17 protein-coding genes, 1 tRNA gene and 1 pseudogene are annotated in these 14,559 nt (G+C 43.1%); 15 read left to right on the top strand and 4 right to left on the bottom strand.

Translation table 11 applies throughout. From position 1 onward, the window contains the following. Positions 1 to 8: 8 nt before the first annotated feature. From ACFORF_RS00210 to ACFORF_RS00195, 4 genes are all read right to left on the bottom strand, one after another. Positions 9 to 80 (bottom strand) — tRNA-Arg (locus ACFORF_RS00210). Between the two features lie 52 nt (positions 81 to 132). Continuing rightward, entirely contained in the window at positions 133 to 933 is an 801-nt protein-coding gene (locus tag ACFORF_RS00205; RefSeq protein ID WP_380424155.1) for an ABC transporter permease, read from the bottom strand. Positions 934 to 942: 9 nt separating this feature from the next. Beyond that, on the bottom strand, positions 943 to 1,644 hold the full coding sequence (locus tag ACFORF_RS00200; protein ID WP_380424153.1) for an ABC transporter ATP-binding protein: 702 nt from the start codon (positions 1,642 to 1,644) through the stop codon (positions 943 to 945). Beyond that, a complete protein-coding gene (locus tag ACFORF_RS00195) occupies positions 1,645 to 2,010 on the bottom strand; it encodes a GntR family transcriptional regulator (protein WP_380424151.1) in 366 nt (121 codons plus the stop codon). Positions 2,011 to 2,225: 215 nt separating this feature from the next. Between ACFORF_RS00195 and galU the strand changes: the two genes are divergently transcribed. From galU to ACFORF_RS00120, 15 genes and pseudogenes are all read left to right on the top strand, one after another. After that, the gene (gene galU / locus ACFORF_RS00190) at positions 2,226 to 3,119 is read left to right on the top strand and encodes a UTP--glucose-1-phosphate uridylyltransferase GalU (protein ID WP_380424149.1); all 894 of its coding nucleotides are present in this window, start codon (positions 2,226 to 2,228) and stop codon (positions 3,117 to 3,119) included. A gap of 197 nt (positions 3,120 to 3,316) precedes the next feature. Further along, positions 3,317 to 4,120 carry a dihydroorotate dehydrogenase electron transfer subunit gene (locus tag ACFORF_RS00185; RefSeq protein ID WP_380424327.1) on the top strand — a complete coding sequence of 268 codons (804 nt, stop codon included), beginning with the start codon at positions 3,317 to 3,319 and terminating at the stop codon, positions 4,118 to 4,120. Positions 4,121 to 4,131: 11 nt separating this feature from the next. After that, a complete protein-coding gene (locus tag ACFORF_RS00180; RefSeq protein WP_380424147.1) occupies positions 4,132 to 5,091 on the top strand; it encodes a dihydroorotate dehydrogenase in 960 nt (319 codons plus the stop codon). Next, the gene (gene pyrF, locus ACFORF_RS00175) at positions 5,088 to 5,804 is read left to right on the top strand and encodes an orotidine-5'-phosphate decarboxylase (RefSeq protein ID WP_380424145.1); all 717 of its coding nucleotides are present in this window, start codon (positions 5,088 to 5,090) and stop codon (positions 5,802 to 5,804) included. The genes ACFORF_RS00180 and pyrF overlap by 4 nt, the downstream gene beginning before the upstream one ends. Then, a pseudogene (locus ACFORF_RS00170) lies at positions 5,773 to 6,113 on the top strand (inorganic diphosphatase). Before pyrF ends, ACFORF_RS00170 begins: the two are co-directional and overlap by 32 nt. Continuing rightward, on the top strand, positions 6,110 to 6,739 hold the full coding sequence (gene pyrE, locus ACFORF_RS00165) for an orotate phosphoribosyltransferase (RefSeq protein ID WP_380424143.1): 630 nt from the start codon (positions 6,110 to 6,112) through the stop codon (positions 6,737 to 6,739). The pseudogene ACFORF_RS00170 and the gene pyrE overlap by 4 nt, the downstream one beginning before the upstream one ends. Positions 6,740 to 6,947: 208 nt before the next feature. Further along, complete coding sequence (locus ACFORF_RS00160; protein ID WP_380424141.1) at positions 6,948 to 8,396, top strand: amidase; 1,449 nt, start codon at positions 6,948 to 6,950, stop codon at positions 8,394 to 8,396. 338 nt (positions 8,397 to 8,734) lie between these two features. After that, complete coding sequence (locus tag ACFORF_RS00155; protein ID WP_380424139.1) at positions 8,735 to 9,613, top strand: transporter substrate-binding domain-containing protein; 879 nt, start codon at positions 8,735 to 8,737, stop codon at positions 9,611 to 9,613. Between the two features lie 67 nt (positions 9,614 to 9,680). Continuing rightward, positions 9,681 to 10,352, top strand: a complete 672-nt coding sequence (locus ACFORF_RS00150) for an amino acid ABC transporter permease (protein ID WP_380424137.1) — start codon at positions 9,681 to 9,683, stop codon at positions 10,350 to 10,352. A gap of 192 nt (positions 10,353 to 10,544) precedes the next feature. Beyond that, positions 10,545 to 11,255, top strand: a complete 711-nt coding sequence (locus tag ACFORF_RS00145) for a matrixin family metalloprotease (protein ID WP_380424135.1) — start codon at positions 10,545 to 10,547, stop codon at positions 11,253 to 11,255. Between the two features lie 9 nt (positions 11,256 to 11,264). Continuing rightward, a complete protein-coding gene (locus ACFORF_RS00140; RefSeq protein ID WP_380424133.1) occupies positions 11,265 to 11,627 on the top strand; it encodes a hypothetical protein in 363 nt (120 codons plus the stop codon). Positions 11,628 to 11,678: 51 nt separating this feature from the next. Beyond that, a complete protein-coding gene (locus tag ACFORF_RS00135; RefSeq protein WP_380424131.1) occupies positions 11,679 to 11,915 on the top strand; it encodes a DUF1146 family protein in 237 nt (78 codons plus the stop codon). A gap of 76 nt (positions 11,916 to 11,991) precedes the next feature. Further along, positions 11,992 to 13,266 carry a UDP-N-acetylglucosamine 1-carboxyvinyltransferase gene (gene murA / locus ACFORF_RS00130; protein WP_380424129.1) on the top strand — a complete coding sequence of 425 codons (1,275 nt, stop codon included), beginning with the start codon at positions 11,992 to 11,994 and terminating at the stop codon, positions 13,264 to 13,266. Beyond that, positions 13,266 to 13,460 carry a DNA-directed RNA polymerase subunit beta gene (locus ACFORF_RS00125; protein ID WP_380424127.1) on the top strand — a complete coding sequence of 65 codons (195 nt, stop codon included), beginning with the start codon at positions 13,266 to 13,268 and terminating at the stop codon, positions 13,458 to 13,460. Before murA ends, ACFORF_RS00125 begins: the two co-directional genes overlap by 1 nt. A gap of 56 nt (positions 13,461 to 13,516) precedes the next feature. Further along, the gene (locus ACFORF_RS00120) at positions 13,517 to 14,365 is read left to right on the top strand and encodes a DNA/RNA non-specific endonuclease (RefSeq protein WP_380424125.1); all 849 of its coding nucleotides are present in this window, start codon (positions 13,517 to 13,519) and stop codon (positions 14,363 to 14,365) included. Positions 14,366 to 14,559: the final 194 nt, after the last annotated feature.

Raw genomic sequence — 14,559 nt, 5'->3', positions numbered from 1 at the left:
AAAGATAATCCAACCTAAGGGAATCGAACCCCTATCTCAAGAACCGGAATCTTGCGTGATATCCATTACACTAAGGTTGGTTAGTTGGAGAGGGAATGAATCCCTCAACCGGAATTTAAATTATAAATCATCCTACTCTAAGTTCAACTTATTTTTCATGATATAGTGAGTTCCAAAGTAGAATAGGAGTGATGTCATTATACTATAGAAAATTGCAATCAACATATAATTTCTTACAATAAGGTTGTAATCTTGACTGGCGACATATATAAGCTGTGTAAAGACATAACCTCCAAAGAAATATTGTCCAACAATTGATGAAAGAATGAACAATCCAAAATAAGCTACAAATGCCATTAACAATCTTCGTTCATTGAAAAGTTGTCCAATCGCAATTGAGAAATAAATCATAAGCGTTCCAGAAATGGAAGATATGATAAAGAAAAGTAAGCCCAAGTAGGTATTTCCATAAGTAAAGAGTCTAGTAAGCTCCTTGAATGCCTCTATAAACTCACTAATTCCAGATGAAGGAAGTATCAAAAGGACGATTGAGACTATTATAACAAAAATATTGAAAAATGTTAAGAGGGTTGCCACACATAATTTCGAAAGAATAATTTCATGTATGGAGGCTGGTAACGTTAATGTGAGATAGCCCTCACGGCCAAGAACATTTGTGCGAAATCGATTGACAACAATGACAAGAGTACTGATAATAACAGCGCTGATAAGGATTCCAAACGACAGTATCAAAACCGAATTGAGAACACTAGAGGCTTGAGAGACACCAAAAGAATATTGTGTTTCTTCATAGTTTGAGAAATTTGAAATCGCAAAACCAAGTAGTAGTGCAATAGCCAAAGTGATTGCATTGAGTAGGAGGTACCATTTTCCAACCGACTTAAAATCGTATTTAACTAGTTTTTTAAACATAAGAGCCTCCTAATAATTTTTAAAAGTTTCCCGAAAAAGTGAGTCAATGGAAAGGCCGTGCTCCTCACGAAGGTCATCAACACTTCCAGTAAGAATGAGTTGGCCATCTTTAATAAACACTACTTCATCAAGGATAGGCTCAATATCTGAGATTAAGTGTGTTGAAATAATGACAGAGGCATCTTTAGAATAATTGTTAATGATTGTTTTCAGGATATAATCACGGGCTGCAGGATCTACTCCACCAATAGGCTCATCTAGGAGATAAAGTTTAGCCTTTCGACTCATTACAAGAACGAGCTGAACCTTTTCTTTATTTCCTTTTGAAAGATTTTTAAGTTTTTCTTCTAATCGGATAGATAAGTCTTGGAGAAGTTGCTCAGCTTTTTGACGATCAAAATCCTCATAAAAATCTTGGAAAAAGGACAGAACTTCTTCAACTCGCATATTATCACGAAGATAGGTGGTATCAGGTAAATAGGAAATAATCTTTTTTGTATCAATTGAAGGTCTGAAGCCATCAATGACAATGTCTCCTCTATCTGGTTGTAGTAAGCCATTAATAAGTTTGATTAGGGTAGTTTTTCCACTACCGTTTGGACCGAGAAGCCCAACAATTTTACCTGGTTTAATGGATAGACTCATATCATTTACTGCTAGGTGGGAACCGTAGCTCTTTGTAACATGATGAAGTTGCAGTAACTGGGTCATCTAACTCTCCTTAATATAATTGTTTAATTCCGAAATGATATCGACATCTGCGAATCCAATCTTACGCATATTCAAGATGAAGGATTGGATTTCATTTTCTGCTATCTGGTGTCTTATCTGTGCGATCAACTCTTCATCTTGAGTTACATAACGGCCAGCCGTCCGTTGTGAATAGACCATCCCCTCCCGCTCTAGTTCGGTAAAGGCTCGTTGCATCGTATTTGGATTAACTCCTGCAATCTCAGCTAAGTCACGAACAGTAGGGAGTTGATCACCACTTTTTATCTCATGACTGATAATCTGCATTTTGATTTGTTGAGCTATCTGAGCATAAATAGGAGATTTCTCGTTAAATTTCCAAGCCATGTAAGCTCCTTTCCTGACTAAACATTTAGTCTCATTTGTACTATTTTCATAATACATTCTTTTTAAAAAAATGTCAAGAATTAACGACCCTAACAGTTGTCTGAAATCATAACCAAATAATCCTTTACTTAGACCAAATTTTTGATAGAATAGTACTAGTGACTTTTGTATGTACGAATTTAGTATATACCCAGATAAGAAAATGGAGAATAGTTATGCAAAAAGTGAGAAAAGCAGTTATTCCTGCTGCAGGTTTGGGAACTCGTTTTTTACCAGCAACGAAGGCTTTGGCTAAGGAAATGTTACCGATTGTTGATAAACCAACAATTCAATTTATTGTTGAAGAAGCCCTGAAGTCGGGTATCAAAGATATCTTGGTTGTTACGGGAAAATCCAAACGTTCGATTGAAGATCACTTCGATTCAAATTTCGAGCTGGAGTATAACCTTAAAGAGAAAAATAAAAATGAATTACTGAAGTTGGTTGATGAAACTACAGGGATTCGCTTGCATTTTATCCGTCAATCGCATCCGCGTGGACTTGGAGATGCCGTATTGCAAGCAAAGGCTTTTGTTGGAAATGAACCGTTTGTTGTCATGCTCGGTGATGACCTCATGGATATTACCGATGAATCAGCTTTGCCATTGACCCGCCAATTGATGAATGACTATGAAGAGACTCATGCCTCAACGATTGCGGTTATGCCAGTTCCGCATGAAGAAGTGTCGGCATACGGAGTAATTGCACCTCAAGGTGAGGGTGTCAATGGTCTTTATAGTGTGGATACTTTTGTCGAAAAACCAGCTCCAGAGGATGCGCCTAGTGATTTAGCGATTATTGGACGTTACTTATTGACGCCAGAAATCTTCGGAATCTTGGAAACTCAAGCTCCAGGTGCTGGGGGTGAAATTCAGTTGACTGATGCGATTGATACGCTTAATAAGACCCAGCGTGTATTTGCGCGTGAGTTCACAGGAAATCGTTACGATGTTGGGGATAAATTCGGTTTCATGAAGACCTCTATCGAGTATGCTTTACAACATCCACAGGTTAAAGAGGATATGAAACGTTATATCATCGAACTTAGTAATGAACTAGAAGAAAAATAGGTCACTTAAAGTATAGTACTGGTTTTCAGTTGACAAATACTGGGCTTGTCTATATAATAAAGAAAATTACTTGTAAACCTTTAATTTAGTCCAGAGAGGCTGCAAAGGGATCGAATCTGCGGATTCGTCGTGAACTAGCTGTATAACCAGCTAATTAGGGAGTCTTTTTGGCTACCGTCTTTCATGAGCCCTGCCTTCTGGCAGGGCTTTTTTGTAGGGAAAGGAATGCCATGCTACGAGATGATTTGACCATTGTCTCCCAACGGGAAATTGCACCGGACATATACGAACTAAAATTATCAGGGCTCATGGTGGGACTGATGGGGATTGGGCAGTTTCTGCACATGAAGGTGCCGGATGCCTCCATGCTATTACGGCGGCCGATTTCTATCTCCCAGGTGGATAAGGAGGCCAATGTAGCGACCTTGATTTACCGAGTAGAGGGTCAGGGGACTGCGGTCTTTGCCCAGATGCAGCCGGGTCAGACCATCGACTGTATGGGGCCTCAGGGACATGGCTTTGAGATTGATGGTTTAAAAGCTGGGCAGACAGCCCTGCTCATCGGTGGGGGTATTGGTGTTCCACCATTGGTTGAGTTGGCCAAGCAGCTGGCAGCCAAGGGTGTGCAAGTCCAGTCGGTCATCGGTTTTGCGACTAAGTCTGCTGTAATTCTGGAAGACGAGTTGGCTCAGTACGGTTCTGTGACGGTGACGACGGATGATGGTTCTTACGGGATCAAGGGCTATGTGTCGACCATTGTCGAAGGTCTAGAATGGCCGGATGCGGTCTACGCTTGTGGGGCTCCAGGTATGCTCCGCTATGTGGATAAGATCTTTGAGGATCACCCGCAAGCCTACATCTCCATAGAAGCAAGGATGGCTTGTGGCATGGGGGCTTGTTACGCCTGTGTGGTTCCTGTGAAAAATGGCAGAGCGGATGAGTATGTCCGGGTCTGTGAAGAAGGTCCTGTCTTTGCGACAGGCCAACTGGTATTGGACTAGGAGGGAAGAGGATGATAGACAATCGGTTAGCAGTCAGCCTGCCAGGCTTGGATCTGAAAAATCCCATTATTCCTGCCTCTGGCTGCTTTGGCTTTGGTAAGGAATACGCCAAGTACTACGAGCTGGACAAGCTAGGGTCTATCATGATTAAGGCGACGACCCAGAACCCCCGCTTCGGCAATCCGACGCCTCGTGTGGCCGAGACACCAGCGGGCATGCTCAATGCCATTGGCTTGCAAAATCCTGGTGTTGATGCGGTTCTGGCAGAAAAACTGCCTTGGCTGGCAGAGCACTATCCAGACCTACCTATCATTGCTAATGTTGCAGGCTTTTCTAATGACGAGTATGCCGTCGTGTCAGAGAAGATTTCCAAGGCACCAAACGTGACGGCCATCGAGCTCAATATTTCCTGTCCAAACGTGGACCACGGTAACGCAGGCCTTTTGATTGGACAGGTGCCTGAATTGGCCTACGCAGCGGTCAAGGCAGCGGTCGATACCTCCAGCGTTCCGGTCTATGTCAAGCTGACACCAAGCGTGTCGGACATCACGACGGTCGCAAAAGCAATCGAAGAGGCGGGTGCGTCAGGCTTCACCATGATTAATACCCTGGTGGGGACCCGCTATGATTTGAAAACTAGAAAACCCATCATCGCCAACGGTCAAGGTGGCATGTCTGGTCCTGCTGTCTTTCCAGTTGCCCTCAAGCTCATTCGTCAGGTAGCTCTGGCTTCGGACCTGCCGATCATTGGAATGGGAGGAATTGATTCAGCGGAAAAGGCGTTGGAGATGATGATTGCTGGGGCATCGGCCATCGGGGTGGGAACAGCTAACTTTACCGCCCCATATGCCTGCCCTAAAATTATTGAGGACTTGCCTCAGGTCATGGACAAGTACGGCATTGATACACTTGCAAACTTACGCCAACAAGTCAAGCAGGAGCTACGCCCAACAGAAAAGGAGACAAGATGAGAGAAGAACGTCCGATTATTGCCCTGGATTTTCCGACCTTTGAGGAAGTCAAAGTGTTTTTGGAAAAATTTCCAGAGGAGGAAAAACTCTATGTCAAGATTGGCATGGAACTTTACTATGCCTGTGGAGCGGAAATTGTACGCTATGTTAAAAATTTAGGACACAGTGTCTTTCTAGACTTAAAACTACATGATATTCCCAACACGGTCAAATCTGCCATGACAGTTCTAGCTAAACTAGGCGTAGACATGTCCAATGTCCATGCGGCTGGTGGGGTTGAGATGATGAAGGCGGCGCGTGAAGGCTTTGGTCCGGATGGGATCCTGATTGCGGTGACTCAGTTGACGTCCACCTCTGAAGAGCAGATGCAGGACTACCAAAATATCCAAACGAGTCTAACAGACTCTGTTCTTCACTACGCTAAAAAGACGGCAGAAGCTGGACTAGATGGGGTGGTTTGTTCGGCTCATGAGGCAGCAGCTATCCATGAAGTAACCAGCCAAGACTTTGTCTGTCTGACACCGGGTATTCGCCCTGCGGGTGCAGATGTTGGTGACCAAAAACGGGTCATGATGCCGAGACAAGCGCGGGAAATCGGATCCAACTACATCGTGGTGGGCCGCCCCATCACCCAAGCAGCAAATCCTGTTGCAGCATACCAAGCCATCAAAGGAGAGTGGAATGGTCAGGAAGAGCTACCAAGTCATCATTGATAGACCCATCGGGTTTCGAGATGATTTTGGGAATATCTACCCTATTAACTATGGTTACATCCCTGAATTGTTAGCCGGAGACGGTGAGGAACAAGACGTTTACATCACTCTCAGCAGGTTTCACAACCTTTGCAGACCTTTTCAGGAGAATTAGTGGCTATCATTCATCGCAAAGATGATATGGAAGACAAATGGGTCCTAACCTCGCCAGGAGAAAAACTCAGGCGTGAAGATATTCAGTTACAGACTAATTTTATCGAACAATACTTTATATCAAGCATTGAAATACTAGAGGAGGAAATCTTATGAAACTTGCAAATGAAATTGCATCTCATCTTTTGGATATCAAGGCAGTTTACCTGCAACCAGAAAATCCCTTTACATGGGCTTCTGGAATCAAGTCCCCTATTTATACAGACAACCGTATTACTCTGTCTTATCCAGATACACGGACGATTATCGAAGACGGTTTTGTAGAGAAGATCAAGGAAAACTTCCCAGAAGTAGAAGTGATTGCAGGAACAGCAACCGCAGGAATTCCTCACGGTGCCATCATTGCAGACCGCATGAATCTGCCATTTGCCTACATCCGTAGCAAACCAAAAGAGCACGGTGCTGGTAACCAGGTTGAAGGCCGTATTGTAAAGGGCCAAAAAATGGTTGTCATTGAAGACTTGATTTCAACAGGTGGCTCAGTTCTTGGTGCTGTTGCAGCAGCAGAGCGTGAAGGGGCAGAAGTGCTTGGTGTGGTGGCGATTTTCACCTATGAATTGCCAAAAGCGGACGCCAACTTTGAAGCAGCTGATGTGAAACTGGTAACCCTGTCCAATTACACAGAGCTTATCAAGGTAGCCAAGGTCCAAGGCTACATCAATGCAGACGGCTTGACACTCTTGAAAAAATTCAAGGAAAATCAAGAAACCTGGCAAGATTAAGCATAGGGTTCTAAAATCTTATGCTATAATAAGGCAAGGAGAGGGCTAGTGAGAATAGGTCAGCCTATTTTCGCTGGCCTTATTTTATATTCACTCAACATCAAAAGAGATAAGGCGGGTTGTCCCAAGCATAAGAGAGTTGGGTAAGGAAACCTACGGACGTATACTTTTGATTTTGGAAAAATTTGAATCTTGTGAGGTAAGAAAAATGCGTGATGCAACTGGTATGGCGGAGTTGGTGCGGACAAGACAGATTTCCGCAAAAGAATTAGTTGAGGAGACGATTGAGAAAATCGAAAGGCTCAATCCAGAACTAAATGCTGTGACTTCGACACGCTATGAGGAAGCTCTGTGTGAAGCAGACAGGCGTGATTTCTCTGAAAAACCTTTTGCTGGAGTCCCCTTCTTGCTCAAGGATTTGGGACAGGAACAGGCAGGTCAACTATCGACTTCAGGTTCACGTCTCTTTCAAACTTATCGGGCTAAATCTTCAGATAATTACGTCAAAGCCCTGGAAAATCTAGGTTTTATTATTCTTGGTCGAACCAATACACCTGAATTTGGCTTTAAGAATATCTCCGATTCTAGTTTGCATGGAGTGGTTAATCTGCCAGATAATCAGACCCGCAATGCTGGAGGTTCTTCTGGTGGCGCTGCAGCAACGGTAGCGTCTGGTATTCTGCCCTTGGCTGCTGCCTCTGACGGTGGTGGTTCCATTCGGATCCCTGCCTCCTTTAACGGTTTGGTTGGGCTAAAGCCTAGTCGTGGTCGGATTCCAGTAGGCCCAGATTCTTTCCGTGGTTGGCAGGGGGCTTCGGTATCTTTTGCCCTCTCCCAGTCGGTAAGAGACTGTCGCAATCTTCTTTACCACCTTCAGACCTGTCAGATAGAGTCCCCTTTTGTCCTACCTGAATTGTCTTACGGTAGTCTTTACCACGTTAAAGATAGAGAATTTAAACCATTGCGAATTGCTGTTTTGAAGGACTCGCCGATTGGGTCTGAGGTGTCTGAAGATGCCAGAGCAGCTGTCGAAAAGGCAGAGCAGTTTTTGTCCGATCTGGGGCATGAGATTGTGCATTTGTCTGAGCAACCTCTCGATGGTGTAGCAGCCATGCAGGCCTACTACCTCATGAATTCAGTCGAGACGGCTGCTATGTTTGCGGGAATTGAGCAAAGTTTTGGGAGGGCCATGACCCATGAAGATATGGAGCCTATGACTTGGGCCATTTATCGGTCCGGCCTGAGCATCCCAGCCCATCTCTATTCGCAAACCCTGGCCCTGTGGGATCAATTTAGCCACCAGATGGCCCAATTTCATGAGACCTATGATGTCTTGCTGACGCCGACGACTGCCGATGTTGCTCCCAAGCACGGTCAGTTCGACCAGCCTGCTGAACGAGTGGAGCGTCTCTTAGCCATGGATAGTTTGGCAATGGCAGAGCAGCAAGACTTGATTTGGGAGATGTTCGCGGATTCGCTAGCCCTGACTCCTTTTACACAACAAGCCAATCTGACGGGACAGCCTGCCATTTCCTTGCCAATTTATCGTAGGGGAGATGGTCTAGCTATAGGTGTCCAATTGACCGCAGCTAAGGGACGAGAGGACCTCTTGCTTCACTTGGCGGAAGAGTTTGAATCTGCAAATCAATTTCGCTAAAAAATTCACAAGATAATCCAAAGACTTGAATTTTCAAGTCTTTTTTATATCTTGGAAATGACTGTACTATAGCAGTTTCAGTGTCAAATTCACAAGCTTTAGTGTACTATAAAAGTTTGTGAAATTTTTAAGAGAAAATCGAGTCGCCTGACTTGAAAAACAGGTATGAAAACGGTATTTTTATGGAGTAAGCTTTTTAATACTCACTCAAAATCAAAAGAGACAAGGGAGGTTGATGTAGGCATAACTGGAGTTAGGCAAGGAAACCTAACGATGTAAAGTTTTGATTTTGGAAGAGTATAAGCTACAAAGAAAATGAAAAGGAACATAGAAGGATTATGTTTAAAAAAGTTTTAGCATCCGTAGCCCTGCTATCGGCCATGACCCTAGCAGCTTGCTCGTCCAATACATCTGATTCAGCCAAGGCTGAGAAAACCCAATGGGAAACTATCCAAGAAGCTGGTGTGCTTCAAGTGGCGACTCCAGCGACTCTTTATCCAACTTCTTATCGTAATGACGATGATGAATTGGTCGGCTATGAAATCGACATGCTCAACGAAATCGGTGAACGTCTGGGTGTCAAGGTAGAATTCCAAGAAATTGGAGTGGCTGAAGCCTTTACATCTGTTGATTCTGGAAAAGTGGATATCGCTGTCAACAGTTTTGACTGGACAGAGGAACGTGATGAAAAATATAACCTGACTGTTCCTTACAAATATTCAGTCGGAGGAATGATCGTCCGTGAGGATGGCTCATCAAATATCACTGCCAAGGACTTATCTGACTGGACAGGCAAAAAAGCTGGTGGGGGTGCTGGAACCCAGTACATGAAAATTGCGAAAAAACAAGGGGCAGAGCCAGTGATCTATGATAACGTTACTAATGACGTCTATCTCCGTGACGTCTCAACAGGACGTACAGATTTCATCCCAAATGATTACTATACCCAAGTTATCGCTGTTAAATATATTACAGCTGAATTTCCAGACATCAAGGTTAAGATGGGGGATGTTCAATACAACCCAACCAAGCAAGTTATCGTAACTAACAAAAAGGATACATCTGTAAAAGAAAAACTTGACCAAGTCATCACTGAAATGATGGAAGACGGCACGATGAAAGAAATTTCTGAGAAATATTATGCAGGCCAAGATTTGACCAAACAAGCTGAAAATGTTGATGAATTACCAGTCATCGATACTTCAGATGTCGAATAAATTATGCCATGATTGAAGAGAGGCAGAGTGAGATGCTCTCCTCTCTTTCTTGTTAGAAGGAGCACTTATGTCGATCAATTGGGATGCCATTTTTAATCCAGATTTAGCAGTTTATGCCTTTCCTCGAATTTTGCAGGGATTACCCTTTACGCTGTCCCTATCCTTGATTGGATTTGGTCTTGGGACCTTTTTTGGATTCTTTGTTGCCCTGATGCGGATGTCGCATGTTCGGGCACTAAAGGGACTGGCTATGTTTCATATCTCTTTGATGCGGGGGATTCCCTTGATGGTTCTGCTGTTCTTTATTTATTTCGGTCTTCCGTTTATGGGAATCCAGCTGGATGCCATCTCTGCCTCAATTATTGCCTTTACCTTTATGTCTTCAGCCTATATCTCAGAGGTCATTCGGTCCTCGCTTCAGGCTATTGACAAGGGGCAATGGGAGGCGGCGCGTGCTCTGGGCCTGCGGACACCAACCATCTACCTGAAAATTATTATTCCTCAAGCTGTGAGAATAGCAGTGCCACCGCTCAGCAATGTCCTCTTAGACATGGTAAAATCAACCTCTCTGACCGCCATGATAACTGTCCCTGAAATGTTTAACATGGCCAAGCAAGTCGGAGGAGCCAAGTCAGACTATATGACGGTTTACATTGAAGTTGCGCTGATCTACTGGGTTATTTGTACCTGCTATGCCCTTGCCCAAACCTATCTTGAAAAGCGATTGGCCAGTTATTAATACTCTTCCAAAATCAAAACTATACGTCGTTAGGTTTTCTTGCCTAAGTCTCTTATGTCTGTGTCAACCTGCCTTGTCTATTGAGATTTTGAGTGAGTATAAATTAGGAGCTAGTGGAAACACTGGCTTTTTGATTTAGGACAGTTTTAAGTCATATCTGGTACAATAGTGAGACGATAAGAGGAGAAGGGGGTGGAGTTAATCAAACATATTTGGACTTTTATCTTGTGGCTGCCTAGATTGATTTTGCGAATCGTCTGGTCTGTGGTAAAATTAGTGTTACTTCTGATTGTTATAGCTTTTTGTTTCCTATATTATGCTTACCATAGTCAGTCTGAGTTTGCTCAGATTATTCGAACAGGACTAAGTCAGCTAGAACAGTTGTATGATAGTGGAACCTTGACTTCCCTAAGTAGTGAGCAGAGTCTTCAGACAGATAGTCACGAAACTACGACTGGTGCTCGCTGGGAAACCAATCAAGCGACAATCTACATTGCTAGTACTGACGAGCAGTTTGTGACTGCCTATCAAGAAGCGATTGCAGTTTGGAATGCGACGGGAGCCTTTACCTTTGTCATAGTATCAGACGAAGCGAGTGCAGATATTGTCGCGACAGACCAATCAGATGCCAGTACAGAAGCGGCAGGACTTTGCCAAACTGACTTAAACTTAGTCACAAATCGTATCTATCACGCGACAGTCTATCTTAACAGTTACTACCTCTTGAATGCTGACTACGGCTACAGTGCTGATCGCATTACGAACACGGCAGCCCATGAATTGGGACATGCAATCGGCCTTGAGCATAATGACAGTGAGGAATCCCTTATGCAGTCCGCTGGTTCCTATTATGGGATTCAAGCGACTGATATTGCTGCAGTCCAAAACCTCTATCAAAATTAAGGAGTTAAGATGAAAACTTTACGACGCCTCATTTTAGCCTACCCCATGCAGTCATTCTTGCTGCTTTATAATACGGGTGTCTTTGCCTGGCTGCAGACCAATGGTGGAAACATAGCAGAGCGGTTAGGGTTACGGTCAGATTGGATGGATCTGATTCTAGAATCTATTCGTATCTTGGCTGGAAACAGCTTGACCACCGTCCAAGGTATTATTGGTCAGTCAGGTTGGACCTGGTTTATTCTATCTATGGTAGCTTTGCTTATATTTAATTTCCTAAAAGGAGTGCTAAAACTCATTCTCTTCTGTGTAATTGTAGGCTTGGGATTTTATCTGGTCAGTCAAAATCTTCACCTCCTTAACCAGATCGGTTAAGGTAGGTGGCCTCTTCTTTTCCATTCATGATAAAAATGATAGAATAAGATTATGGAAATTTTACAAATTATCATTCGTTTGCTCTGCTATTTTCTTTTCATTGGTCTTTCGTTTCAGTTGCTAATCAGCTTGTTTGATTGGTCAAAACTGATTAAATATCCATCTGAGGATGCTGGGAGATTACGCTTGTTTATACTCTTTCTTAGTGTTGGACTAGGAAGCCTAGTTGCAAGCTTTGTATTGACTATTTTAGACTTAAGTCTTCGCCTTTTTGTGAGCTTTTCCTAAGTAGAAAGTCTGCTCTGCCTATTTTCCCTCAAGTGTGGTATAATGGGTCTACAATTACGTAAGAATGGAGTTTGCTGTGGAGCATATTATTATTGAGGGTGGTAACACCAGATTGCAGGGAGAGGTTGTTATTGAAGGAGCTAAGAATGCAGTTTTACCTTTGTTGGCAGCTACAATTTTAGCCAAAGATGGCCAGACTATTCTGCGAAATGTTCCTATTTTATCCGACGTCTTCACGATGAACAATGTGATTCGTGGCTTGGACATTGATGTTGTTTTTGATGAAAACAATAAAGAAATTACAGTTGATGCGAGCAATTATATTTTAGACAAGGCTCCGTATGAATACGTAAGTCAAATGCGAGCATCAATCGTGGTTTTGGGACCCATCTTGGCACGCTGTGGACATGCAACTGTATCGATGCCAGGAGGTTGCAGTATCGGTAGTCGTCCTATTGACCTACACCTAAAAGGCCTTGAAGCTATGGGCGCCAAAATCACACAGAGTGGTGGAGATATTATCGCTAAGGCATCAAAATTACAAGGGGCCAATATCTATTTAGATTTCCCAAGTGTTGGAGCGACTCAAAACTTAATGATGGCTGCAACCCTAGCAGAGGGTAAGACAGTTATTGAAAATGCTGCGCGTGAACCAGAAATTGTAGACTTGGCGCTCTTGCTTAACAAGATGGGCGCTATCGTCAAAGGAGCTGGTACTGAAACCTTAACCATTCAGGGTGTTAATCGCCTTCACGGTGCAGATCATGATGTGGTTCAGGATAGAATTGAAGCAGGTACTTTTATGGTGGCGGCTGCAATGACCAATGGCGATGTCTTAATTAAAGATGCGATTTGGGAACATAATCGTCCCTTGATTTCTAAGCTACGTGAAATGGGAGTAGAGGTGACAGATGAAGCCAGAGGTATCCGAGTTAAGGCTGATACTGCGAGTCTCAAACCAGTTACTGTCAAAACCTTACCGCATCCTGGTTTTCCAACTGATATGCAGGCTCAATTTACAGCTTTGATGGCAGTTGTTGACGGGGAGTCAACAATGATTGAAACTGTATTTGAGAACCGATTCCAACATTTGGAAGAGATGCGGCGGATGGGACTTCACTCTGAAATTCTACGAGAGACGGCTATGATTCATGGCGGTCAGGGTTTACAGGGTGCGACGGTCATGTCAACCGACCTTCGTGCGTCTGCAGCATTGATCCTCTCGGGTCTAGTGGCCAAGGGGCAGACTAAGGTTGGTAAATTAACACACTTGGACCGAGGTTATTACCAATTTAATGAGAAGTTGGTTGGACTTGGTGCTACGATTAAACGTGTAAAAGGTGATGCCTAATGGATGCATTTTCAGGATGGAAATATGTTGTTAAACAGTTGGGATTTATAATCTTGATTGCCCTGCTTTGTCTTATCTTTCTAGGTATAGGCTTGGTCGTGGGCTATGGAATTATTGGAGATGGTGAAAATGTTTGGGCGATTCTCTCACCGAACAAATGGTCCAGTATTCTTGCTCAATTTACTGGGAAATAAAAATTCAATCACTGAGGAGGCACTTTCTCGGTGATTTTTAGAAATGTGAAAGATATATGAAAAAGAATCAAAAATCACTCATTTCAACGCTTGTCGTCGTGCTGTTAGCTCTTGCTGGACTTCTGACTAGCAACACCTCTTCCTCAGACGGTTTACTGAATCAGGTCACTAATATGCTATCTGGTTCTTCCAGCTCTGCTATTACTTCAAACGGTTCCAGTAGTAGTGAATCAACGCCGACTCAAGAGTTGGCAGAAACGGTAATGTCCGGTGCTGTTAAAAAGCAATTAGGTTCCAATATCCAATGGAATGGAGCGGGTGCTTATGTCATTAACGATAATAAAACAGATCTTAATGTTGATGTCGCTAGTTTGCCGTATGTCGATAACAAAACGAAGTCTGTTCAAGGTAAAAAGGTGCCGACAGTAGCGAATGCGCTTTTAACAAAGGCGACTCGACAGTATCAAAAGCGTGAACAAAATAAGAATGCCTTTACTCCAGCCGGTTGGCATCAAATTCACGATCTTGCTGGAGAGTATGATCATGCTGTAGATCGTGGCCATTTGATTGGTTATGCTTTGGCTGGTGGTTTAGATGGCTTTGATGCATCAACGAGTAATCCTAATAATATTGCGACACAAACAGCCTGGTCCAATCAGGCTGATGAATCTTTCTCGACGGGTCAAAATTACTATGAAACTTTGATTCGTAAAGCCTTGGATAATAACAAGAAGATTCGTTATCGTGTAACCTTGATTTATGATGGAAATAATATCATGGCAAGCGGCAGCCACTTAGAGGCTAAATCATCAGATGGAAGCCTTGAATTCAATGTCTTCATTCCCAATGTTCAATCCGGTCTGACCTTTGATTATAGTAGTGGTCAAGTTACGGTTAATCAATAACATGCCCTTTCGACAATAGCTCTCGAAAATCAATCACATGAAACATACTTCTGTTGAAATCTAGCATACTAGAACCAGAAGTATTTTTTATTTTACGCTAAATTTCAAGTCTAAGTTAGGCATTTAGTAAAAATTGTCTAGGAGATAAATAGTTCAAACATTTCTTTGGATAGTTGTTAATCCAATTTTCGATG

Source organism: Streptococcus caprae (assembly GCF_042649745.1).
Taxonomy (GTDB): domain Bacteria; phylum Bacillota; class Bacilli; order Lactobacillales; family Streptococcaceae; genus Streptococcus; species Streptococcus caprae.
The sequence above is the reverse complement of the archived record's forward strand: the minus strand, read 5'-3'. Positions and strand labels throughout refer to the sequence as shown.

Excerpts from the sequence above, each read along its gene's own strand:
- ACFORF_RS00160 (WP_380424141.1), top strand. The coding sequence starts at position 6,948 with ATGCGTGATGCAACTGGTATGGCGGAGTTGGTGCGGACAAGACAGATT.
- ACFORF_RS00135 (WP_380424131.1), top strand. The coding sequence starts at position 11,679 with ATGGAAATTTTACAAATTATCATTCGTTTGCTCTGCTATTTTCTTTTC.
- ACFORF_RS00180 (WP_380424147.1), top strand. The coding sequence starts at position 4,132 with ATGATAGACAATCGGTTAGCAGTCAGCCTGCCAGGCTTGGATCTGAAA.
- ACFORF_RS00155 (WP_380424139.1), top strand. The coding sequence starts at position 8,735 with ATGTTTAAAAAAGTTTTAGCATCCGTAGCCCTGCTATCGGCCATGACC.
- pyrF (WP_380424145.1), top strand. The coding sequence starts at position 5,088 with ATGAGAGAAGAACGTCCGATTATTGCCCTGGATTTTCCGACCTTTGAG.
- ACFORF_RS00150 (WP_380424137.1), top strand. The coding sequence starts at position 9,681 with ATGTCGATCAATTGGGATGCCATTTTTAATCCAGATTTAGCAGTTTAT.
- ACFORF_RS00200 (WP_380424153.1), bottom strand. The coding sequence starts at position 1,644 with ATGACCCAGTTACTGCAACTTCATCATGTTACAAAGAGCTACGGTTCC.
- ACFORF_RS00120 (WP_380424125.1), top strand. The coding sequence starts at position 13,517 with ATGAAAAAGAATCAAAAATCACTCATTTCAACGCTTGTCGTCGTGCTG.
- ACFORF_RS00140 (WP_380424133.1), top strand. The coding sequence starts at position 11,265 with ATGAAAACTTTACGACGCCTCATTTTAGCCTACCCCATGCAGTCATTC.
- ACFORF_RS00125 (WP_380424127.1), top strand. The coding sequence starts at position 13,266 with ATGGATGCATTTTCAGGATGGAAATATGTTGTTAAACAGTTGGGATTT.
- pyrE (WP_380424143.1), top strand. The coding sequence starts at position 6,110 with ATGAAACTTGCAAATGAAATTGCATCTCATCTTTTGGATATCAAGGCA.
- ACFORF_RS00205 (WP_380424155.1), bottom strand. The coding sequence starts at position 933 with ATGTTTAAAAAACTAGTTAAATACGATTTTAAGTCGGTTGGAAAATGG.
- ACFORF_RS00195 (WP_380424151.1), bottom strand. The coding sequence starts at position 2,010 with ATGGCTTGGAAATTTAACGAGAAATCTCCTATTTATGCTCAGATAGCT.
- galU (WP_380424149.1), top strand. The coding sequence starts at position 2,226 with ATGCAAAAAGTGAGAAAAGCAGTTATTCCTGCTGCAGGTTTGGGAACT.